The sequence below is a fragment of the Rhodanobacter sp. A1T4 genome, assembly GCF_014207185.1.
Classification (GTDB): Bacteria; Pseudomonadota; Gammaproteobacteria; order Xanthomonadales; family Rhodanobacteraceae; genus Rhodanobacter.
Window position 1 is genome coordinate 178,035 of the sequence record NZ_JACHCP010000001.1, and the last position, 21,315, is coordinate 199,349.

General features: G+C 60.2%; 16 protein-coding genes. 10 read left to right on the top strand and 6 right to left on the bottom strand.

The features are described 5' to 3' along the window. Window positions 1–7: 7 nt before the first annotated feature. Window positions 8–1,123, bottom strand: coding sequence for a PilT/PilU family type 4a pilus ATPase (locus tag HDE80_RS00920; protein ID WP_184601874.1), 1,116 nt, complete (start codon window positions 1,121–1,123; stop codon window positions 8–10). 169 nt (window positions 1,124–1,292) lie between these two features. Here HDE80_RS00920 and HDE80_RS00925 point away from each other — a divergent pair, with 169 nt between their 5' ends. The 9 genes from HDE80_RS00925 to HDE80_RS00965 all read left to right on the top strand — a co-directional run bounded on the left by HDE80_RS00925 (window position 1,293) and on the right by HDE80_RS00965 (window position 13,574). After that, entirely contained in the window at window positions 1,293–1,970 is a 678-nt protein-coding gene (locus HDE80_RS00925; RefSeq protein ID WP_184666984.1) for a DUF4398 domain-containing protein, read from the top strand. Further along, entirely contained in the window at window positions 1,967–2,635 is a 669-nt protein-coding gene (locus HDE80_RS00930) for a hypothetical protein (protein ID WP_184666986.1), read from the top strand. Before HDE80_RS00925 ends, HDE80_RS00930 begins: the two co-directional genes overlap by 4 nt. Window positions 2,636–3,008: 373 nt before the next feature. Then, entirely contained in the window at window positions 3,009–3,236 is a 228-nt protein-coding gene (locus HDE80_RS00935) for a DUF465 domain-containing protein (protein WP_184666988.1), read from the top strand. Window positions 3,237–3,440: 204 nt separating this feature from the next. Then, entirely contained in the window at window positions 3,441–4,811 is a 1,371-nt protein-coding gene (locus tag HDE80_RS00940; RefSeq protein ID WP_184666990.1) for a pyridoxal-phosphate dependent enzyme, read from the top strand. A 130-nt stretch (window positions 4,812–4,941) separates the two neighbouring features. Next, the gene (gene glmS, locus HDE80_RS00945; RefSeq protein WP_184666992.1) at window positions 4,942–6,774 is read left to right on the top strand and encodes a glutamine--fructose-6-phosphate transaminase (isomerizing); all 1,833 of its coding nucleotides are present in this window, start codon (window positions 4,942–4,944) and stop codon (window positions 6,772–6,774) included. Window positions 6,775–7,031: 257 nt separating this feature from the next. After that, entirely contained in the window at window positions 7,032–7,217 is a 186-nt protein-coding gene (locus HDE80_RS00950; protein WP_184666994.1) for a hypothetical protein, read from the top strand. A gap of 241 nt (window positions 7,218–7,458) precedes the next feature. After that, a complete protein-coding gene (locus HDE80_RS00955; protein WP_184601879.1) occupies window positions 7,459–10,374 on the top strand; it encodes a TonB-dependent receptor in 2,916 nt (971 codons plus the stop codon). A gap of 87 nt (window positions 10,375–10,461) precedes the next feature. Beyond that, window positions 10,462–12,309 (top strand): beta-galactosidase, encoded by a 1,848-nt coding sequence (locus HDE80_RS00960; protein ID WP_345776388.1) that lies wholly within the window; start codon window positions 10,462–10,464, stop codon window positions 12,307–12,309. 59 nt (window positions 12,310–12,368) lie between these two features. Continuing rightward, window positions 12,369–13,574, top strand: a complete 1,206-nt coding sequence (locus HDE80_RS00965) for a glycoside hydrolase family 27 protein (RefSeq protein ID WP_184666996.1) — start codon at window positions 12,369–12,371, stop codon at window positions 13,572–13,574. A gap of 348 nt (window positions 13,575–13,922) precedes the next feature. On the opposite strand, the gene HDE80_RS00970 is transcribed toward HDE80_RS00965, so the two are convergent. Together HDE80_RS00970 and HDE80_RS00975 are read right to left on the bottom strand one after the other, a co-directional pair. After that, complete coding sequence (locus HDE80_RS00970; protein WP_184601881.1) at window positions 13,923–14,642, bottom strand: FadR/GntR family transcriptional regulator; 720 nt, start codon at window positions 14,640–14,642, stop codon at window positions 13,923–13,925. A gap of 182 nt (window positions 14,643–14,824) precedes the next feature. Beyond that, window positions 14,825–15,004 carry a hypothetical protein gene (locus HDE80_RS00975; RefSeq protein WP_345776389.1) on the bottom strand — a complete coding sequence of 60 codons (180 nt, stop codon included), beginning with the start codon at window positions 15,002–15,004 and terminating at the stop codon, window positions 14,825–14,827. 386 nt (window positions 15,005–15,390) lie between these two features. On the opposite strand from HDE80_RS00975, the gene HDE80_RS00980 reads away from it, so the two are divergent. Further along, window positions 15,391–16,830: a sugar porter family MFS transporter gene (locus HDE80_RS00980; protein WP_221437376.1), complete on the top strand. Its 1,440-nt coding sequence runs from the start codon at window positions 15,391–15,393 to the stop codon at window positions 16,828–16,830. A 4-nt stretch (window positions 16,831–16,834) separates the two neighbouring features. On the opposite strand, the gene HDE80_RS00985 is transcribed toward HDE80_RS00980, so the two are convergent. From HDE80_RS00985 to HDE80_RS00995, 3 genes are read right to left on the bottom strand one after another with little or no spacing between them, the layout of a single operon-like run. After that, a complete protein-coding gene (locus HDE80_RS00985) occupies window positions 16,835–17,611 on the bottom strand; it encodes an SDR family oxidoreductase (RefSeq protein WP_343205945.1) in 777 nt (258 codons plus the stop codon). Next, window positions 17,595–18,578: an aldose 1-epimerase gene (locus tag HDE80_RS00990; protein ID WP_184666999.1), complete on the bottom strand. Its 984-nt coding sequence runs from the start codon at window positions 18,576–18,578 to the stop codon at window positions 17,595–17,597. Before HDE80_RS00990 ends, HDE80_RS00985 begins: the two co-directional genes overlap by 17 nt. A gap of 3 nt (window positions 18,579–18,581) precedes the next feature. Then, the gene (locus tag HDE80_RS00995; RefSeq protein WP_255483514.1) at window positions 18,582–20,822 is read right to left on the bottom strand and encodes an alpha-galactosidase; all 2,241 of its coding nucleotides are present in this window, start codon (window positions 20,820–20,822) and stop codon (window positions 18,582–18,584) included. Window positions 20,823–21,315: the final 493 nt, after the last annotated feature.

The following is a 21,315-nucleotide window of genomic DNA, read 5'->3' on the forward strand; positions in this document are numbered from 1 at the left end:
GCGGTTTCTAGAACCCCATACCGTAAGGATCGTTACCGGCCAACTCCTGATTGTCGGTACCGCCGCCCTCGGCTAGACGGATTTTCAACGACAGGCCGTCGCGTGAATCGGACTTATTGAGTGCTTCTTCCAGAGACACGCGGCCGTCCTTGTACAGCCGGTACAGCGACTGATCGAACGTCTGCATGCCTTCCTGCAGGCTGCGATCCATCGCTTCCTTGATCTCGTGGGTCTGGCCACGGCGGATCATGTCGCGGATCAGTGGTGTGTTCAGCAGTACCTCGGCGGCGGGAATGCGGCGGCCGTCCTTGCCCACCACCAGACGCTGGCTGATCACCGCGCGCAGATTGAGCGCCAGATTCATCAACACGTTCTTGTGTGACGCCTCGGGGAAGAAATTGAGGATGCGCTCCAGCGTCTGATCGGCATTGTTCGAGTGCAGCGTGGCCAGGCACAGGTGACCGGTTTCGGAAAACGCGATCGCCGCTTCCATCGTCTCGGTGTCGCGGATCTCACCGATCATGATGACGTCCGGCGCCTCGCGCATCGCGTTTTTCAGCGCCTCGTTATAGCTGTGTGTGTCCAGGCCCACTTCGCGCTGGTTGACGATCGACTTCTTGTGCCGATGCAGATACTCGATCGGGTCCTCGATCGTCAGGATGTGGCCCGGTGTATTGATGTTGCGGTGATCGATCATCGCCGCCAGCGTGGTGGATTTGCCTGAACCGGTAGCGCCAACCACCAGGATCAGTCCGCGCGGCTCCATGATCAGGTCGCGGAAAATATTCGGCAGCTGCAGCTGGTCAATGCTGGGAATCTCGCTCTTGATCGCGCGGATGACCATGCCGACTTCGCCGCGCTGCTTGAACACGTTGATGCGGAAACGGCCGGCTTCCTTGACCGCCAGTGCCATGTTCAGCTCCAGCGTGCGCTCGAACTGTGGCACCTGGCCTTCGTCCATCAGCGAATAGGCGATCTTCTTGACCATGCCGGCCGGCAGTCCGGTATTGCCGAGTGGATAAAGCTTGCCTTCGACCTTGATGTTTACCGGCGCGCCGGTCGTCAGGAACATGTCCGACGCACCTTTGTCTACCATAAGCTTGAGGAAGTAACCGATATCCACGTGTAGCCTCTGTTATGAATGCGCCAGTTACGATGGCGTCTGTTTCCGAGTCATTACGCACGCATTGTGCGTGCAAATGATGCATCAAGGCCATGTGTCGAGAAATTGCGCGTTGCAATAATGGATTATGCCCGCCCACAATACGACGCGACACTCTATGAGGAATGTGATGGTGCACATCTTTTCCCGAACGGCCGGCTCCCTGGGCCGCCTTCCGGCAGCAAGCGCCTTGCTGGCGCTGGTTTTGACGCTGGGCGGCTGCGCCTCGGCGCCGCCGCCCAATGATTCGATGAATGAGGCTCAGTCACGCCTGCAGACGGCACGTGACGCGGGTGCTGCGGACTATGCCCCGGTTGATCTCGGTTTTGCGCAGGACAAATTCCAGCAGGCGCAAGCGGCATTCGCCGATCGCAAATATGCCGATGCGACCAATCTGGCGGAAGAATCGCGTGCCGATGCCGAACTGGCCACTGCCAAGGCGCGATTAGGCGCGGCACGGGCACAGATCCAGAACAAGACGCAGGACAACGCCAGCCTGCGTGCGGAGGGCCAGCAGGTCGAGGCCGCGGCCGAGCAGCGGGAGCAGCAGGAACAACAGCAGTTGCAGCAGCAACAGCAACAGATGCAGGCCGATCCGGCCAACGCGAGTTCCAGCAGCATTCCGACACCTGCCCCGGCAGACATGCCAGCGCCCTCTTCGTCGGCTCTTTCCCAACCGTCGCAGGGCGGTGGCTTCCAGACGATGCCCGATCAGACCTTGCCCGATCAGACGCTGCCCCAGCCGTCATCCGGTCAGCCGGTCGACCCCAATAATCCCGATGCTACCAACCAAGGAGGCCACCCATGAGGCGATTTACCGTCACTTTCGCCGCTTTGGCGATGGCCTTGGTCGCTACAGGTGCTTACGCCAGCAAGAACGATGACATCGACATCAATCGGCTGACCGGCAGCCTTGACCAGCTAGCCAATGACCCGACTCTGGGCAACTATGCCCAGGCGGAGCAGGCGCGCGCCCGCGATGCCATCAATCGGCTCACGCAGGCCAAATCGCGCGATCGTCCACACGATCTTTATCTCGCCGAGCGTCGCGTCGATCTGGCCAAGGCCGCCGCACAGTTGCAGGATGCCCAGGTCAAGTCGACCCAACTGGATCGTGAACATGATCAGATTCTGCTCGACAACAGCCGTAATGAGGCTGACATAGCGCGGCGCGAACTGGAGCGTCAGCGCGTGCAATACCAGCTGGCGCAGGAAGAGTCTGCCCGCCTGCAGCAGCAGGGTGAGGCAGCGTCACAAGCGGCCGATCAGGCGCGCGCCGAAGCTGATCAGGCGAAGAAGCTCGCCGCGGCACAGAGCAAGGTCGCTGGCGCCGCGCGTCGTGAGGCTGCACTGGCCGCGCAAGCCGCCAAGGCGATGCGCTCGCAGATGCAGGGCGGGGATTCCAGTTCCTCTGACACGCCAGCGCCCACTACACACAAAAAGCCTAAAAAGCAGCCGGACGATCAGCAGTAAGACACTTCGTGATGGGACCCCGGTGCCCGTCACGAGCAGTTGATCACTTTAGGCGACTAGCCTGCTGCGGTCGACTGGCTAAAACGGCCAATCAAACCGCCAACAAGTCGTCTTTGTGACATCGTACGTATCGCGTCTATCAGCGTCTTCCGGGTTCAGTCAGGCGGCTTGCACCGCTCTGATCGGAAGAGTACGGTCAATCTTCCACGCTGCATCTTTCAGTGTGGGTAATAGACGCGAGTTATCAGTCTGTTTTGCCCTGCATCGGTGTCTCGGCGCAGACCATGCGAGACGAGCAGGCGCATTGAGTTCAAGCGTCTTCGGATGCCCGGTTTCAGAGCATCCGCCAATCCACTTTCGAGGAGGTCGGATCATGTTTGAAAACCTGCGGCGTGATGATGTCGAAGCATTGATGAAAACGGACGCTGAATTTCGCCGGCTCTACCAGCACCACAAGCATCTGGATAGCAAAGTACACGACGCCGATATCGGCGTGTTGCCCCTTGATGACGCAACCTTGAGCAGCATGAAAAAAGAAAAGCTGCAGGCGAAGGTTCGACTTGAGCGCATGTGGGCAGATCGCGCGCCCATCATCCACTGATCCCGCGCGGCTTTTCATAGATAAATTCTCAGCTAAAACTCATACACATTGCGGCTCTGGTTCTCTGCTTTTCGAAGTTGGAGAACCGGGGCCGCTGTGCTTATGACGCTTCAAAAAGCTTGCAATGGGATGGCTCGGTTATCATGGCGGTCTTTTAAGGTCGACGCGCCAAGCGTAGGCCAAGCTTCCAGCCTCGGAGTTTTCATGACCGTCCACCAGAGTGTTCTTGAACTGATCGGGCGAACCCCGGTGGTTCGCGCGCAGCGTATGGATACCGGATTGTGCGAGTTGTTCCTCAAGCTCGAGAGTACCAATCCCGGTGGCTCGATCAAGGATCGTATCGGCTTGTCGATGGTCGAGGGCGCGGAAAAGGCTGGCAAAATCAAGCCGGGCGACACCCTGGTGGAAGGCACGGCAGGCAATACCGGTCTCGGTCTGGCGCTGGTTGCCCAGCAGAAGGGCTATCGGCTGATCCTCGTGGTGCCGGACAAGATGAGCCGCGAGAAGATCTTCAACCTCAAGGCGATGGGCGCCGAGGTCGTGCTGACCCGTTCAGACGTAGCCAAAGGTCATCCCGAGTACTACCAGGACATGGCCGAGCGCATCGCGCGCGAAACGCCCGGCGCCTATTTCATCAATCAGTTCGGTAACCCGGACAATCCTGCGGCACATGTGCAGACCACCGGCCCGGAAATGCTGGAGCAGATGGATGGCAACATCGATGCGGTCGTTGTCGGCTGCGGCTCGTCCGGTACGATCACTGGCCTGTCGCGTTACTTTGCCGAACACTCGCCGCACACCGAGCTGATCCTAGCCGACCCGGTTGGATCGATTCTTACCCAATACATCAACGAGGGCACGCTCTCGACCAAGTCAGCCAGCTGGATGGTCGAAGGCATCGGTGAAGATTTCCTGCCTTCGATCAGCGATTTCACACGAGTCACCAAAGCCTTTGCGATCACCGACAAGGAAAGCTTCCTCACCGCGCGCGAGCTGCTGGCGAAGGAAGGTCTGCTGGGTGGTTCGTCTACCGGTACGCTGGTAGCTGCGGCGCTGAAGTACTGCCAGGAACAGACGCGGCCCAAGCGTGTGCTGACGCTAGTCTGCGATACCGGCAACAAGTATCTGTCGAAGATGTACAACGACTACTGGATGCTCGACAACGGCTTTCTCGAACGTGAGCCGCACGGCGATCTACGTGATCTGCTGTTGCGTCCCTTCGCGCAGCGCGACACCGTGGTCATCGGTCCGCACGAACTGCTGATTACCGCCTATAACCGCATGAAGCTTTACGACGTGTCGCAGCTGCCGGTGATGGATGGTCACAAGCTGGTCGGGATCGTCGACGAGTCGGACGTGCTCATGCATGTGCATGCCGACGAGACGCGTTTCCGCGATCCGGTGTCCACCGCAATGATGAGCAACTTGCAGATGTTGTCCGTGAGTGAACCGATCGAATCGCTACTGCCGGTGTTCGAGCGCGGGCATGTGGCGATCGTGGTGGACGGCGAGCAGTTCCTGGGCCTGATCACCCGCATCGATCTGTTGAACTATCTGCGGCGCAAGGTGAACTAAGCATGGATTTGGCCACATCTCCGGCAGACGGTTTTGCCGGATGATGAAAGCTGGCAGCAATGCGTCTTTGCCAAAGTCAACGTTTGTGAGGGAGTCTGGAGCCCCACAATAACCTCAAGGTGACTTGCCCATGTGTGGAATTGTTGCAGCCGCCGCCCAGCGGGATGTTGCGCCGCTGCTGATCGTTGGCCTCAAGGCGCTCGAATACCGCGGCTACGACTCCTCTGGCATCGCGGTGCTTGATCGTGGCACCGTCCAGCGCGTGCGCGCCAAAGGCAAGGTTCGCGAGATGGAGGCGCTGTATCTCGCCGATCCGTTTCCCGGCGGCACCGGTATAGCGCACACGCGCTGGGCCACACACGGCGTACCGAACGAAGCCAACGCGCATCCACACGTCGCCGGTCGCGTGGCCATCGTGCATAACGGCATCATCGAAAATTACGTCAGCCTGCGTAATGAGCTACAGGTGAAAGGCCACGTATTCACCTCGGATACCGATACCGAAGTCATGGCGCTGCTGATCGAAGAGCGTATCGCCGTTCAAGGCATGAACTTGCGCGAGGCCGTGCTCACCACCGTACGCGAGTTGGAAGGCGCGTATGCGATCGCCGTGATCAGCCGCGATGAACCCGGTCACGTGGTGGGTGCACGCCGCGGCGCGCCGCTGCTGGTGGGCCTGGGCATTGGTGAAAACTTCCTTGGCTCAGATGCGCAGGCACTGATCCAGGTCACCAACAAAATGCTGTATCTCGACGAAGACGATGTCGTCGAGATCACCCGCGACAGCGTGCAGGTTTACGGTCTCGATGGTGCGCCGGTCGAGCGCGTAGTGCACGAGAGCGAGCTGTCGTCCGATGCGGTGGAACGCGGCGAATACCGTCACTACATGCAGAAGGAAATCTTCGAGCAGCCGCGTGCCGTGGCCGACACGCTGGAAGCGCGCATCGGTCCGAAGGGCGTGCTGCCGAATATCTTCGGCATCGATAGTGATGCGCTGCTGCAGCGCGCGCGCGCGCTGCACATCATCGCCTGCGGCACCAGCTATCACGCCGGTCTGGTGGCCAAGTACTGGATCGAGGAATACGCGCGGCTGCCGGTCAGCGTCGAAGTAGCCAGCGAATATCGCTACCGTGATGCCGTGGTTCCGCTCGATACGCTGTTCGTGGCCATCTCGCAGTCCGGCGAAACGGCCGACACGCTGGCTGCTCTGCGTGAGTCGCGCCGCCGCGGCTATCTCGGTACGTTGGCGATCTGTAACGTGCCTGAGTCTTCGTTGGTACGCGAGGCAGACCTGAAACTGATGACGCGCGCCGGTCCGGAAATCGGCGTCGCATCGACCAAGGCTTTCACTACTCAGCTTGCTGGGCTGGCGCTGCTGGCACTCGAGCTGGCACGTCGTAATGGATTGGACCCCGAGCGCTACGCGATGCTATGCGCCGAGCTGCTGCATCTGCCGCGCGCGATCGAAAACGCGCTGAAACTGGAGCCGGCGATCATCACGCTGGCGGCCGAATTCATCCATCACGAGCATGCGCTGTTTCTCGGCCGCGGCGCGCATTACCCGGTAGCGCTGGAAGGCTCGCTCAAGCTCAAGGAAATTTCCTATATCCATGCGGAAGCCTACCCGGCCGGCGAACTCAAACATGGGCCGCTGGCCTTGGTCGACGAAAACATGCCAGTAGTCGCCGTAGCGCCGAATGGCCCGCTACTCGACAAACTCAAATCCAACCTGCAGGAAGTGCGCGCCCGCGGCGGCCGCTTGATCGTTTTTGCTGACGGTGCTGCCGGCATGGACGATATGGCAGCGTATGGCGCGATGCTCCGTGTCGACTCCGGCGGCAGCTTCATCGCACCGGCCGTATTCACCGTGCCGCTGCAATTGCTGGCTTATCACGTGGCAGTGCTGCGTGGCACGGATGTCGATCAACCGCGTAATCTGGCTAAATCAGTCACGGTGGAATAAGCGGCATATAGATAAAAAGCCGGGTGTAAATCTCGAATTAAAGATCTATCCCGGATGCTTGCTCATTACGGCGAGAGGCTTCGAGCACTGTCGCGGCGAAGTTTTCTCGGATGCATTGTCGCCGATCCTGCGTGACAAGTTCTTAGAAACCAAACACGCCGAATCGCGTCGTATGCATGGCACCGAAATGCTGGCGTCCCCCTCGCGTTTCCTAGGCGAAATGCCCGCCAAATTGATCGACGAAGTACGCCCCCCGCGTGCAGGTCAGCCATACGATCTACGCCGCCGCTTTGCCGGCACCTCAACGGCTGAAGAAGAACCGCTACGACAGTGCCATCAGCCTCCGGCCTCGTGAAGGCTGCGCAGAGGCCCTTCCTGCCCACCCCGGCATCGATGCTGCGGCGCAACTTGCCGACCTGTCCATGAATAGTATTATCAAATAATAAGACAATACGAAATCGCACGATCGGGATAAGACGCGACAGCGAGGGGCTGTCGGATCGCTTCGGGATGTGACGGGCGAAGAACTTTGGAGCGGCTGCGTGCTGCCTGAGGAATCGGGCCAACGAAGCAGGTGTGACATCGCATGAATTGCCGGCGAAGCGTCGCTTGACGTCGCGCAGCCATCATGCCGGGGGTTGACGGGCATTCCATTCAGGGCATTCCACATTCAAGGGGCAATCCATGCAACGAACCAAAATGGCGATTTCGGTGCACCAGGCACTGGCGGCAATAGGCGCCGCCTGCCTGATCGGTTACAGCGTGCAGGGGCACGCGCAAACCAGCACAGCCACGCCGACAGCGACTGCGACTGCGGCAGCCAGCGCCACGGCATCGACGCCATCGGATCAGGGCAACCCTGGCGGGGATGCCAAGAAAAAAACCGACGACAAAACCGTGACCACGCTGAATGAGGTCGCGGTGACCGGCCAGCTGGCGGCGATCCGGCGGGCACAGGCCATCAAGCAGGATGCCGTCAATGTGGTGGATTCGGTTTCCGCGGAAGAGGCAGGGAAATTTCCCGATCCGAATGTCGCCGATGCCCTGCAGCGTGTGCCCGGTGTGTCGGTGAATCGCAGCGGCGGCGAATCCAGCCAGATTGCCATTCGCGGCTTTGGCCCCGAATTTGTCGCCGTGACGATCAACGACCGCCAGATGGCCACGGCCTCCGGTTCGCGTGCCTTCAATTTCGATGTGCTGCCGTCTGAAATCATCAGCGTCGCCCAGGTCAACAAGACCTCGTCGGCGGACATTCCCGAAGTCGACATCGGCGGCGTGGTCAACATCCAGACCGCGCGTCCGCTGGACTTCCATGGCTTCCACGGCGCGTGGAGCGGGGCAGGCGTCAACAGCAACCTGACCGGGGACTGGCAGGGCAAGACCACGCCCAAGGCATCGGGTGTCTTCGGCTGGACGAATTCGGACAATACCTTCGGTTGGCTCGCCTCGGCCACCTATTCCAAGCGCAAGGATACCCAGCTCAATACGCAGGCCAATTCCTGGTATGCCAACCAGAACATTTCTCAGCTGTCGCCAGGCCCTGGCACTGCCGGCTACACCAATGTTGCGGTGCCCGAGACCCTGGCCAGCAACGTCGTCGACGAGACACGTACGCGCAAGGGCTTCAGCGGCGCCATCGATTGGAAGCCGATCGATCGGCTGACCGTTCAGTTCGACACCTTGTATTCGAGCTACAAGGTCGATCCGCTGGAGCACGAGTTCGGCCAGTACGGCAATACCGCCGATATCCAGTCGTTGACGACCGACGCCAACAACACGGTGACCAGCTTCACGCGTAACAGCTCGGGTCCCAACGTCATGGCGAACGACTATGTGATGTCGTACACGCCGAGCTATGAAAAGAGCTATCAGAACGGCTTGAACCTCGGTTTCGACATCAACGAGTCGACCAAGCTCAGCCTCGATATCTCCAATTCCAAGGCTTGGAACAAGCAAAGCCCCAACGGTTACTTCCTCGTGATCGGCGCAAAGAACTTCGGCGTCAATCCGACCTGGACCAACAACGGCGACAACGAACCGCCGAGCTACTCCAATATTCTTTCGTCGACGGACGAGGGGGATTTGGATGCGCATTGCTGCAATGCGGGCTCCGGCAACAACGTTACCAACAACGTCAACGAATACCAGATCAACTTGACGAAAAGCTTCAAGGACGGCGTGCTTTCCGAGCTGGATTTTGGCGGGCAGATCACCGATCAGTCGGTCAAGTCGGTCAGTTGGGGAACGCCCGACAGCATCCTTTGCAATGCCTATTGCGGCTACAGCATTGCCGTTCCACCGGATGCTGTGGGTGCTTATATCTATACGGCACCGCCGAAGATCAGCGGGGTTTCTTCACCGGGTTTGCCATCGCAATGGATCCAATACGATCCGCGCGCCTACCTCGCTTGGCTCGCCTCGCCCGCGGCCTACAACCAGTTGTCCGCTGCCAAGCGCGCGGCGCTGCTTGCGGGTCTGGCCGCCAACGGGGGCACCTTGAATGCGGCGCCAAACCCGGGCAGCTACAACAAGGTGACCGAGAACGAGAAGTCATTCTTCGGCAAGGCCGTGTTTGAAGGCACGGTGTGGGAGAAGCCCTGGGCGCTGGATGTCGGTGTGCGCTATATGGACATTGATTCGACGTCCACGGCGATCAACCAGCCGCCGATCAGCTACTACATCGATCCGAACGACACCAGTGATGGCCAGGTCACCTATGGCGCGCTGGCGCCGGAGTCCGCCGACGGTGGGTATCACAAGTGGCTGCCGTCGCTGAACTTCAAGCTGAACCTGCTCGATAACCTGGTCTATCGCTTTTCGGTATCCAAGACGCTGACCCCGCCGGAACTGAGCAACCTGTACTACAACAGGAGCTTCGGTACGCGTCCGAACTCGCTGACCATCTCGCAAGGCAATCCGCAGCTGCAGCCGTATACGTCGCGGAACTTCGACACGGGTTTGGAGTGGTACATCGATGATGCGAGCTACATCGCGCTGGAAGGCTTCTACAAGAAGGTCAGCAACTTCAGCACGCTGGTCAGCACGCCGGTGGAATTCCTGACGAACCAGGCCAACGGCCAGCCGCTGATCTGGTCGCTGACCCAGCCAATCAACCTGAACTCATCGAATATCTACGGCGAAGAATTCACCTTCAACTACCAGTTCACCCACATCCTGCCCGATCCGTTCGATGGCCTGGGCGTCGCAGTCAACTACACACGCGTCTCCAGCAGCACCAACCTGAGCCCAGGCACGATCGCTGCCTCGGGCAAGTTCGCAGTGCCCGGCATCGGTAACTCGGCCAACGCGAGCCTGTACTACGAGAAGGGTCCGGTGCAGGTGCGTCTTGCGTACAACTGGCGTGGTTCGTACCTGGAGAGCCTGGCCTACGGTTCCGGCGCGCAACCGGCAACGCGAGACTCCTATGGCCAGCTCGACCTGAGCGCGAGCTACGACCTCAACAAGTACCTGTCGGTGTTCGTATCCGGCACTAACCTGACCCATCAGCACCTCTACGATTACTCCGTCTACCCGAATCGGTTCCTTTATGCCGAAGCGGATGGCACGGTGTACACGGTCGGTTTCCGCGGCACCTTCTGAGGTGTTTTCGATGGAATGAGTGCTGTCTAACTGGCATCGGCTCCGCGGATGATGCCGCGGAGCTGAGTCTTGCAACGAGGTATTTCAGTGAGTTCATTGAGAAACGTCTTAACCGGTGTGCTGCTCGGTGCATTGTTCTCCGGCAACATGATGGCAGCACCGGCACCAGCTAATCACGGCCTCGCCGTCGAGCAGGGCCACTTCATGCTCGATGGCAAGCCGTTTCGGATCATCTCCGGCGAGATGCATTACGCCCGAGTGCCGCGTGAATATTGGCGAGCGCGCCTGAAGATGGCCAAGGCGATGGGCCTCAATACCATTACCACCTACGTGTTCTGGAACGCGCACGAAGCGACGCCTGGCCACTACGACTTCAGTGGGCAGAACGACGTCGCCGAATTCATCCGTGAGGCGCAGCAGGAAGGCCTGTATGTGATTCTTCGGCCGGGCCCCTATGTGTGTTCCGAGTGGGAGTTCGGCGGGTTTCCGGCCTGGTTGCTGAAGGACCCCGATACCAAGGTGCGCAGCACCGATCCGAAATTCATGCAGCCGGCGCAGCGTTGGTTGCATCGGTTGGGCCAGGAGCTGGCGCCACTGCAACTCACGCACGGCGGCAACATCATCGCCGTGCAGGTAGAGAACGAATACGGCAGCTTCGGCAAGGATGACAGTCCTTACCTGCAGCAGATTCGCCAGGGCCTGCTCGACAGCGGCTTCGACACATCACTGCTGTTTACCTCCGATAGCGCCCAGCAGCCCGGCTCGTTGCCGGGCTTGCTCAAGGTGATCAACTTCGGCGTCGGTCACGCGCGCGAGAAATTCGCCAAGCTGCATACGTGGCAATCTACCGGCCCTTACATGGCCGGCGAATACTGGGTGGGCTGGTTCGATCATTGGGGTGCACCGCATCACGTTGCCGATCCAAAGAAAGTGGCGAGCGAACTGACCTGGATGCTGCAGCAAGGGTATTCGGTCAATTTCTACATGTTTCATGGCGGCACCTCATTTGGCTGGATGAACGGCGCCAACTGGGATGACGACAATTACCAGCCCGACGTCACCAGCTACGACTACGACAGTCCGCTGGATGAAAGCGGTCGGCCCACGCCAAAGTACAATGCAATGCGCCAGGTGATCGCCAAGGAAACCGGCGCCACACTGCCGCCGGTGCCGGCAACGCCGTCCACGCAGGCGATCGATGGCATCAAGCTGGATGAAGCGGTTTCACTGTGGGATGTCTTGCCGACACCTACGGCATCGCATGAACTCAAGACCATGGAAGCCTTGGATCAGGCGTACGGCGATATTCTCTATCGTAAGCGCATGGTGACCGATGCCTCCGGCGAACTACGCATCGATGGCTTGCACGATTACGCGCTGGTCTACGTCAACGGCAGGCTCGTTGGCACGCTCGATCGCCGGCTGAAGCAGGATCATCTATCGCTCAAGCTTGCCAAGGGCGATACGCTGGATCTGCTGGTGCAGAACGACGGACGTATCAACTTCGGCGAGAAGCTGCTCGCCGAGCGCAAGGGCATTTTGGGGTCTGTCAGTCTGCAGGGCAGGGCACTGCAGGATTGGCAAATCTATTCGTTGCCGTTCACCGGCAATAGCGCGTTGAACTACAACCGTGGCCCATGCCGGCATGCACCGTGTTTCTATCGCGGCACGTTCAATGCTCCCGTTTCCGGAAGCGCCGCCGCGGACACCTTCCTGGACACGGCCGGCCTCGGCAAGGGCTTCGTCTGGCTCAACGGGCACCCGTTGGGCCGGGTCTGGAGCATTGGCCCGCAACGCACGTTGTACGTACCCGGTGTCTGGCTGAAGCCCAGCGGCAATCAGCTGGTGGTGATGGATTTGCTGGCGGAAGGCCAGCCGGTACTCGCCACGCGCAAGCAGCCCATGCTTGGCACACCCACGGTACCGATGCCATGACGCATGACATGGTGCGATCGCTGTATCCGATTTCGTTCAAACAGCCAAGGGGAACATCGATGAAAGACTCCATTCCGAGCTTGTTGCGTGCGGCAGTACCATTCGTGTTCGTCGCCGCCATTGCGGCGGCCGCCACGCCAGTGCGCGCGGATGCGGCGACGCCGGCATTGCCGCAGATGGGCTTCAACAACTGGAATTCCACCCACTGTCGCGACGAGTTCGACGAGGCGATGATTCGCGGCATTGCCGACAAATTCATCGGCCTTGGTTTGCGTGATGCCGGCTACCGCTACGTCAACATCGACGACTGCTGGGCAAACTGGCAGCGCGACAAGGACGGCCATTTGCAGCCCAACCCCAAGCGTTTCCCCGGCGGCATCAAGGCGCTGGCCGAATATATTCACCAGCATGGCCTGAAGTTTGGCCTGTATTCGAGTGCCGGCGTTTCCACCTGCGAGCCGTTGCAGGAAAACCGCGGCTTTCCCGGCGGCCTTGGCCACGAGAAGGACGATGCGGCGACCTTTGCCTCCTGGGATGTGGATTATCTCAAGTACGACAACTGCAACAACCAGAAAGTCGACGCCCACCAGCGCTATACGGCCATGGCCGAGGCACTGCGCGGCAGTGGCCGGACGATTTTCTTCAGCATGTGCGAATGGGGTGAAAACAAGCCCTGGCTGTGGGCCGGCAAGCCGCCGGTCGGTGCCGGCTCGTGGCGCACCACCGGTGATATCAGCGACAACTACGCCTCGATGCTGAAGATCTTCAAGGAGAACGTGGTGCTCGACCGCTACGCCAGCCCCGGCCACTGGAACGATCCGGACATGCTCGAGGTGGGCAATGGCGGCATGACCGATGTCGAATACCGCAGTCATTTCAGCCTGTGGTCGATCATGGCGGCGCCGCTGCTGATCGGTACGGACTTGCGTACGATCAAGCCCGATGCATTGCAGATACTGCTCAACAAGGAAGTCATTGCGGTGGACCAGGACCCGCTCGGTGTCCAGGGCCATCAGGTGCGCGACACCAGCGGCATCCATGTCATCGTCAAACCGCTCAAGGACGGCAGCCGAGCCGTGGCCGTGTTCAATGAAACCGATGCGGCACATGACGTCACCGTTACCGCCAGCGAGCTGGGCCTGAAGGCCGGCCAGAGCTACAACGTACGGGATCTGTGGGCGCACGCCCAGACCAAGGGAGACGGTTCGATCAAGACCGAGCTGGCGGCACATGCCACCGTGATGTATCGCATCGGCCGCCGCTGAGGTGCGGAATCGCTCCCGCCAACGCACGCAACACGAGGTAGCAGTTGCCCGTGCTGGAGATCGCGAACGCGATCCTCGGTGTGCGCATCGTGTTCGGAGTCGGCGGCGGACTGGCCGGCTTCGACTGACGCGGCCGCGGCCAGCCGATTCCGCTATCGCCCAATAGCAAAGACGAGCCGTTACCGATTCACGGCAGCGGTTGGCAGCGCGCATGGCGGGTGCATACAGGTGAGCCGCGCGCAGTGCAATGTCGTTGCACGAATCGGCGGGAGGAGCCCGTGGCGACGCTGCGGATCGGTTCGTTTCTGCGAGTTCGATTCGTTACACGATTGAGCGGATCGAACCCGGTTACGAACGCGTCGGTTTGCGAGCGCGACGGCGGATGTTGTTGCGCGAATCGCCGACCATCTTGATCATCGCCTGCCGCGCCACTTCCGGCTGCTTGCGCTGCACCGCCTCGTAGACTTTCAGATGCTGCGGCAGGGCAACGTTGAAGTTGGAAGCATTGCGCGCGGATAGGCGAAAATATGTCCCCAGCGCTGTTTCGATCACCGAGAACAGCGAAGACATCAGTTCGTTGTTGGCGGCCCGCAGCAGACGTTCGTGAAAGCTCAGGTCGGCCACGGCCCAGGCATCGAGGTCGGTTGCGGCAGCCATGGCCTCATACGCCTCTTTCAGCGAGGCCAGTTGCGCCGTCGTGCGGCGACGTGCGGCAGCGGCGGCGGCAGCCGGCTCGATGATCTCGCGCATCTCCACCAGCTTTTCGACGAAACTCTCGGTTGGCATCGAGGCGCAGCGCCAGCCCAGCACGTCGGCATCGAGCTGATTCCAGTAGATCGGGTCGCGCACGCGGGTACCGGTCTTTTGCCGCGACTCGATCAATCCCTTCGCGGAAAGCACCTTGATCGCCTCGCGCAATGCGGTGCGACTCACGCTCATCTGCTCGGCAAGCAACTCTTCGCGCGGCAGGTTTTCACCGGGCTTGAGTTCGCCGGCGACGATCAGCCGCCCGAGCTCATGGACCACCTGTTTGTGCAGGTTGTGCACGGTAATGGGTTTCACAACCATGGCATGGCACTCTCGAAATGGATGCACCGACAACCAAAGTCGAGAACCATCCCCGGCTTGACCAAGTGAAATTATAATACAAAATAGTTGCTTGGCAGGCGCCTCGTCGGCAATGACGCTGGCTTCGTCAGGCGACCGGGTTCATTCGCGCGGCCGCTGCACACCGTGCTCGCTGCGCTCCTCTATGGTGACCATTCGCGGCGCAGGGCCGATTCGGCTTCATCCATCGCTGACAGGATCAGTCCAAAACCCCGCCGCGTGTAGGCGTCGCTGATGGCAGGCATGCGGCGCAGCGTCTTGAGCAACGGCGACCACAAGGTGCAAACGAGGTGCAATATCTCTAAGAGATAGGCTTGTTTCACTCGCGAATTGTCCGCAAAAAGTATGGGCGTTGTAGTCAGACCCTGAGTTCAAAGGAAACGCACACTCTCGTCTTGTCTCAAAGAGATCACGGACGTGCAGCTTGTATGTCAGTTCAGCAGGTCATTCCGCTGTGCTCAGATTTTTCGGTGACGTAAAAATGGGAATTACACGCACGCCATCGTGGCGTGTCTAGCCTATGAATGGAGTGTTGAAGAGCGTAGGTAGCTGATCGGATTTCGCTGCGGCAGCTTCGATTGCGTGGACCTATCGCTTCCTGCAGAATCGAAAGACCAGTGTCGTACCGGACTCGGGGCAGGCGTGCAGACGCTATCGCCGCATCGTTCATGCGACGAATCGAGAGCGACAGTATCCAAAGGAATTGTCCGTGCAAATCGCGAATGGCGTGCCCGATGACGCCCATGCCGTGCATGCCGATAGCGGCCTCTACATATGGCTAATTTGCCTGGTCGCAGCGCTTGGCGGCCTGCTTTTCGGCTACGACTGGGTCGTTATTGGCGGCGCCAAGATTTTCTACGAAACCTATTTCGGCATCCACGACCCGGCGATGTCCGGCTGGCTGATGAGTGCAGCCCTGGTTGGTTGCATCGCTGGAGCTGCGATGGCGGGCAAGCTTGCCGACCGTTTCGGCCGGCGCGCAGTGCTCATCGTCTCGGCGGCAGTGTTCTTAATCTGCGCGCTGGGCACTGCATGGGCGGACGGTGCCGGCACCTTTGCGACTTTCCGTATCATCGGCGGACTCGGTATCGGCTTGGCCTCCAGCATCTCACCGCTGTATATCGCTGAAGTCAGCCCTGCAGCACATCGGGGACGTTTCGTGGCGATCAACCAGTTCACCATCGTCGTCGGCGTGCTGCTGGCACAGTTGGTGAATCTGTCGATCGCCCGGCCGGTGCCGCCGGGCCTTGACGCGCACGCGCTGCTGCAATCGTGGAACGTGCAGCATGGCTGGCGCTGGATGTTCTTGAGCGGCGGTGTGCCGGCGGTGCTGTTCTTCGTGTTCGCAATGGTCATGCCCGAGTCGCCGCGATGGCTAAGCCGACGAGGTCGTCACGATGAGGCGGAGAGGGTACTGATGAAGATCGGCGGCGGCGCCTACGCCCGCGCTTCGCTGGCAGCCATCCGCACGGTACAGGACTCTACCTCTGGCGTTCGCGCGACCTGGCGCGATCTGCTCGACCGGCGTGTACGTCCGGTTGCCGTGATTGGCGTGACGCTAGCGGTGTTCCAACAATGGTGTGGGATAAACGTTATCTTCAACTATGCGCAGGACATCTTCGCTTCGGCGGGATTCGACATCAATGAAGGGCTCAGGTCGATTGTCGCCACCGGCTCGGTGAATCTGTTGTTCACGCTGCTGGCACTGGTGCTGGTGGATCGCTGGGGCCGGCGCAAGCTCATGCTGATTGGCGCTGGTGGTCTGTTTGCCGTGTATCTGCTGATCGGTGGCGCTTATGCACTGCACTTGCTCGGCCTGCCGGTGTTGCTGCTCGTGCTCGCGGCTATCGCGATCTACGCGACAACGTTGGCGCCGGTCACCTGGGTGCTGCTGTCTGAAATATTCCCGGATCGGATCCGCGCACAAGCGATCGCCATGAGTGTGTTTTGTCTCTGGACCGCGTGCTTCGTACTCACCTATACGTTCCCCTGGCTCAATACCCATCTTGGGCCGGCCGGCAGTTTCTGGTTGTATGGGCTGATCTGCGGTGCCGGTTTCCTGTTCGTACTGCGACGTGTTCCGGAGACTGCCGGCATACCGCTCGAGGTACTGGAAGCTCGGCTCGAACGCCGCACCGATGTGCGCTGAGAGCTCAGGCGTGATAAAGCTGGCTGCGGCCGCCGTCGATCAGCAAGTCCGTCGCGTTGATAAAGCGCGCCTCGTCGCTAGCCAGGAATAGCGCGGCATAGGCGACCTCTTCGGGTTCGCCGATACGTTTGCAGGGCAGAAGGTCAGTCTGCCTGCGGCACTCGGCTTCGGGGTCCGGGCATGACTTGAAATAGCGTTCGGTCGCCGGCGTCAGGATCAGTCCCGGCGAAATCGAGTTCACGCGAATACCATGGGCTGCGTATTCCAGCCCGAGCGCGCGAGTGAGTCCGATGAGGCCATGTTTTGCGACCGGATAGGGAAAACTGCCTGGAATGATCTTGTGCCCATGCACGGATGCAATGTTCACGATATGCCCGTAGCCTGCCTCGAGCATCGACGGCAGCACCGCGCGGGCACAGTGCCAGGCACCTTGCAGGTTGACACCGAGGTTGAGCTGCCAATCCGCTTCGCTCAAGGTCAGCGGATCGCGAAAGACATTGATGCCGGCGCCGTTGATCAGGATGTCGATGCGACCGAGTGCTTCCTGGGCCTGCGCCACGGCGTGCTGCACCTCGTCGGCAATCGACACATCTGCTCGCACCGCGATGGCACGGTGGCCCGAGTCTATAAGCTGACGCGCCAGCGCTTTGGCCGCGTCCGCATCCACGTCCAGCAGTGCCAGCGAAGCTCCTTCGCGCGCGAAAAGCTTGGCGATGGCGCTGCCGATGCCACTGGCGGCACCCGTGATCAAGGCGGTTCGGTTCTCAAGGCGTGGCTTCACGTGGTTCTCCTTTTCCGAAAGTTGCGGTGACCGATGGCATGGCGAGAGGTGCACCATCGTCTTCCACGCGAAAGCAAAAATGCCGGCACAGGTGTCCGCTTGGTGCCAGAGCCGTCATACCGTGCGCCAGTGGTCCGCCGGGCAAATGCACGGCATCGATCGGATGGTCGACTGGCTCGAAACAGAAGAAATCCGCTTTGTCCGGCGTGTAGAGCAGGAATGCGCCGACATCCGCCAAGACGTGCAAGCGCAGTCCTTGCCGGAGCCAATGCACTGTGGCTTTGCCCGACCAGGGCAGGAAGCAGTGATTGAGCACTTCGCTCGGCAATGCCTTCGGCTGCCGAAAGTCCCAGTTGGAGGGTACTGACACGTTCTCCAATGGCAGCGGCGAGAGGCCGTCGTTCTGCCATACGCGAGCAGCGGGCGCATGCAAGGTAACGCCGTCGTGCAGTGCGATGAACGGATGCAGGCCAAGCCCGAAAGGCAGCGTCGCGTCACCCGTATTGGTCACGCACAGTTCGATCTCCAGCGCGTCCCCACGCAGCGTATAAGTGAGCATGGCGCGGTAGGTGTACGCGTCCGACGCTCGCTCGTCCAGCACCAGTTGTACCTCGTCGGCAATATGCGACTGCATCGTCCACGTGCGGCGCCAGCCGCTGCCGTGGATGGGATATGGCTCGCCTGGACAGTTGGGCGACAACGCCACCGATGTGCCGGCAAAGTCGAATCCTCCGCACGAAATACGGTTGCTCCACGGCACGAGGGCATAACAGGCCAGGCGGTTGGGATCGAACGCCGCGCTGCCATCCGTAGGCGCCGGCATATACGGGCGCAGCAAGGGGAAGGCGACGTCTCGTCCAAGCCACTCGAAGCGGCCCAGGCCGCCCCCTTGCGTTGGCAGCACCTGCACGCGCAAATGCGTGTTCTCGAGCCAGCAACCCTCCTCCTCGATCATCGGCCGGCGCATCCGCTACTCGCGGTCGAAGGCGATGGCAGCACCCTGGAAATCGCCACGCATCACGACGTCGATGCCGACGTTCATCCAGTAGGCACCGCTCGCCACCGTTGGCGTACGCTCGGCCAACGTTCCCTGTAGCACGCGCACGCGGTAACGCACATCCGGATCGAGCCCTTGGAGCCGCACCGTCGGGTAGAGATAACCTTCGGTGCTGGAATGCAGGAACGCGAACAGCACGGCATGTGCCTTGTCGGGCGATACGTTCTCGGTGGCCGAATGCTCGCTGCCGCTATCGGGCGAAACCAGGCGATACAGGTCGCCATGCTGTACGGTCTCACGGATCACTTTGTAGTCGGCGATCAGACGTTGTGCAGTGGTCACGTCCTGCGTGGTCCATTTCGTCAGGTTCGCGCCGATACCGAGCGAGCCCTGCATGGCTGACAGGAAACGGTATTCCAGCGACATGCTGCGCCCATCCATGGAGGAGGGCGAGTCGGTGACCCAGGCCATCATCACCCCAGGCGTATACGCCTGGGTAAAGCCGTCCTGGATGCGCAGACGGTCGAACGCATCGGTGTTGTCGGAAGGCCAGACTTCGTCGGTGAGATGCATGATGCCAAGATCCACGCGACCGCCGCCGCTGGAGCACGATTCAATCTCCACGTTCGGGTGCTTGCGACGAAGTTCTTCGAGAATGCCGTAGACATTGCTCACGAAGTCGACGTAGACATTTTTCTGCTGGTCGGGCGACACCTGTGGCCAACCTGGTTCGGACCAGCTGCGGTTGTAATCCCATTTGAGGAAGGCGATCTGGTTTTCGCTCAGCAATTTGTCCAGCGCACCGAACACGTAGGCGCGCACGTCCGGCCGCGCGAGGTTGAGCACCATCTGGTTACGGCCCAGGGTGCGTGGGCGGCCGGTCATGTTGAGCACCCAATCTGGATGCGCGCGGTACAGGTCGCTGTCCGGGTTGACCATCTCCGGTTCGACCCAGATGCCGAAGTCCATGCCTAGCGCATGGACGCGATCGATCAAAGGCTTCAGCCCATGCGGGAATTTCTGCGGGTTGACGGTCCAGTCGCCCAGCCCGGCCTCGTCGCTGTTGCGTGCGCCGAACCAGCCGTCATCCATCACAAAACGTTCGACGCCGATACTTGCCGCCTTCTCCGCAAGCGCAGTCTGCCCGGCTTCGTTGACGTCGAAGCCGGTCGCCTCCCAGGAGTTGTAGAGCACGGGCCGGGCTCGCGAGTGCGGCGCTTGCGGCAGGATGCGAGTGAGTTCCAGTCGGTGCAGCAGGCGCGAAGCCTCGCCCATGCCGCCGGTGGTGACGCCCGCATAGAAGCTAGGTGTTTGCAGACTTGCACCGGGTGCGAGCTTGTAGCCGAAATCAAACGGATTGAAGCCACCAGTGACACGTATCTGTTCGGTTTGGTCCTGCTCGATCGCAATCTGCCAGGAGCCGCTCCAGGCCAGGGCGCCAAACCAGACCTGTCCATGTGTTTCGCTCGCGTCGTTACGGCGGATGGCGAACCACGGCGCGTTCTGCATACCGGTACTGCCGCGGCGGCTTTCGAGCACGGTCTTGCCCGGTTGTACCGGGCGCTCGTAGATGCTGTTCTCGGCCGCCCAGCGGCCGGCTAGGAAGCGCAGCGTGTAATCGTGGCTGCGCGGCAAGAACCATGTGCCGGCGCTTGCCTGTTCCACGATAACCGGCGTCGCCGTCCGGTTCTCGATGACCGCGCTGCGCCGCAGGATACCGGTGCCCGGGTCGATCTCGTACTGCAAGGTGACGACGATCGGGCGCTCGATGTCCTTCAAAACGACGGACAGCACGTTGCCGTGCACGCTGTGCGACAGGTAGCGCAGGGCCAGGTCGCGATTGCCGTCTGGAAACGTCACCTTGAGATCCGGTTCGTAGTAGAGCCCTTCACCCCAACCGGAATATTCCTGCGGCACCGCGTCGACTGCGCCATTGATCGAGTCGCCGCCGGGAGGTGCGACGGGTGCCGGCAAAGGGTCGCCCGGTGCCAGCCGTGGCCCCCAATAGATCGACTGCAGTTGCCCCTTTTCGTTGACCCCGAGCGCGTAGGTCACCTTGGCCGCATCCAACCGGAAGACATGGCCCGATACATCGATGTGTGCTGCGCTGTCGCTGGCCGCCGCTCGTGCGTCGACCATCGCGCCACATGCCACCAACATCATCGCGCTAAGGATCGCCATGTAACGGCGGGCGCATGTTCTTGGAAATTTCATCAGGCGAGGAACCCCTTTTGTTGTTTGCTTAACTGCCGCCGGTCATTTTGCGACCGGTGCGACCGAGCACGCTCAGTAGCGGCCGCGCCTACATTTTTAATCACTCTTGACAAGGATGGGTAAGCAAGCCAAGTAATGATTTTACTATAATACGACAAATACATTTTTGATCTGCTTTCCCTTCAAGGAAGCGATGGTGCCGACCATGGAGGCATGGTCAACCAGGCGTTTACCTGAAAGCTCGATGATCGTGTGACCGTCGCGTGTATCGCCAATTCTTTTCTGTCTTTTCTGCAGTTTCCTCCTCCAAAAAATATTGCGTCGCCGCAATAGCGATGCCGCATGCCGCAGTTCTCATTTGTCCTACAAATAATTCTTGACAGGGTGCGCCGCGCAGGCCTAGTTTAATTTGTACTACAAATATACTTTTACCGAGCGTGGGGATGCTTCGGTGAAAGCCCGCCTGTGGCCGTTTAAATACCTAAAGGACGAA

Excerpts from the sequence above, each read along its gene's own strand:
- HDE80_RS00925 (WP_184666984.1), top strand. The coding sequence starts at position 1,293 with ATGGTGCACATCTTTTCCCGAACGGCCGGCTCCCTGGGCCGCCTTCCG.
- HDE80_RS00930 (WP_184666986.1), top strand. The coding sequence starts at position 1,967 with ATGAGGCGATTTACCGTCACTTTCGCCGCTTTGGCGATGGCCTTGGTC.
- HDE80_RS00935 (WP_184666988.1), top strand. The coding sequence starts at position 3,009 with ATGTTTGAAAACCTGCGGCGTGATGATGTCGAAGCATTGATGAAAACG.
- HDE80_RS00940 (WP_184666990.1), top strand. The coding sequence starts at position 3,441 with ATGACCGTCCACCAGAGTGTTCTTGAACTGATCGGGCGAACCCCGGTG.
- glmS (WP_184666992.1), top strand. The coding sequence starts at position 4,942 with ATGTGTGGAATTGTTGCAGCCGCCGCCCAGCGGGATGTTGCGCCGCTG.
- HDE80_RS00955 (WP_184601879.1), top strand. The coding sequence starts at position 7,459 with ATGCAACGAACCAAAATGGCGATTTCGGTGCACCAGGCACTGGCGGCA.
- HDE80_RS00965 (WP_184666996.1), top strand. The coding sequence starts at position 12,369 with ATGAAAGACTCCATTCCGAGCTTGTTGCGTGCGGCAGTACCATTCGTG.
- HDE80_RS00970 (WP_184601881.1), bottom strand. The coding sequence starts at position 14,642 with ATGGTTGTGAAACCCATTACCGTGCACAACCTGCACAAACAGGTGGTC.
- HDE80_RS00990 (WP_184666999.1), bottom strand. The coding sequence starts at position 18,578 with ATGCGCCGGCCGATGATCGAGGAGGAGGGTTGCTGGCTCGAGAACACG.
- HDE80_RS00995 (WP_255483514.1), bottom strand. The coding sequence starts at position 20,822 with ATGAAATTTCCAAGAACATGCGCCCGCCGTTACATGGCGATCCTTAGC.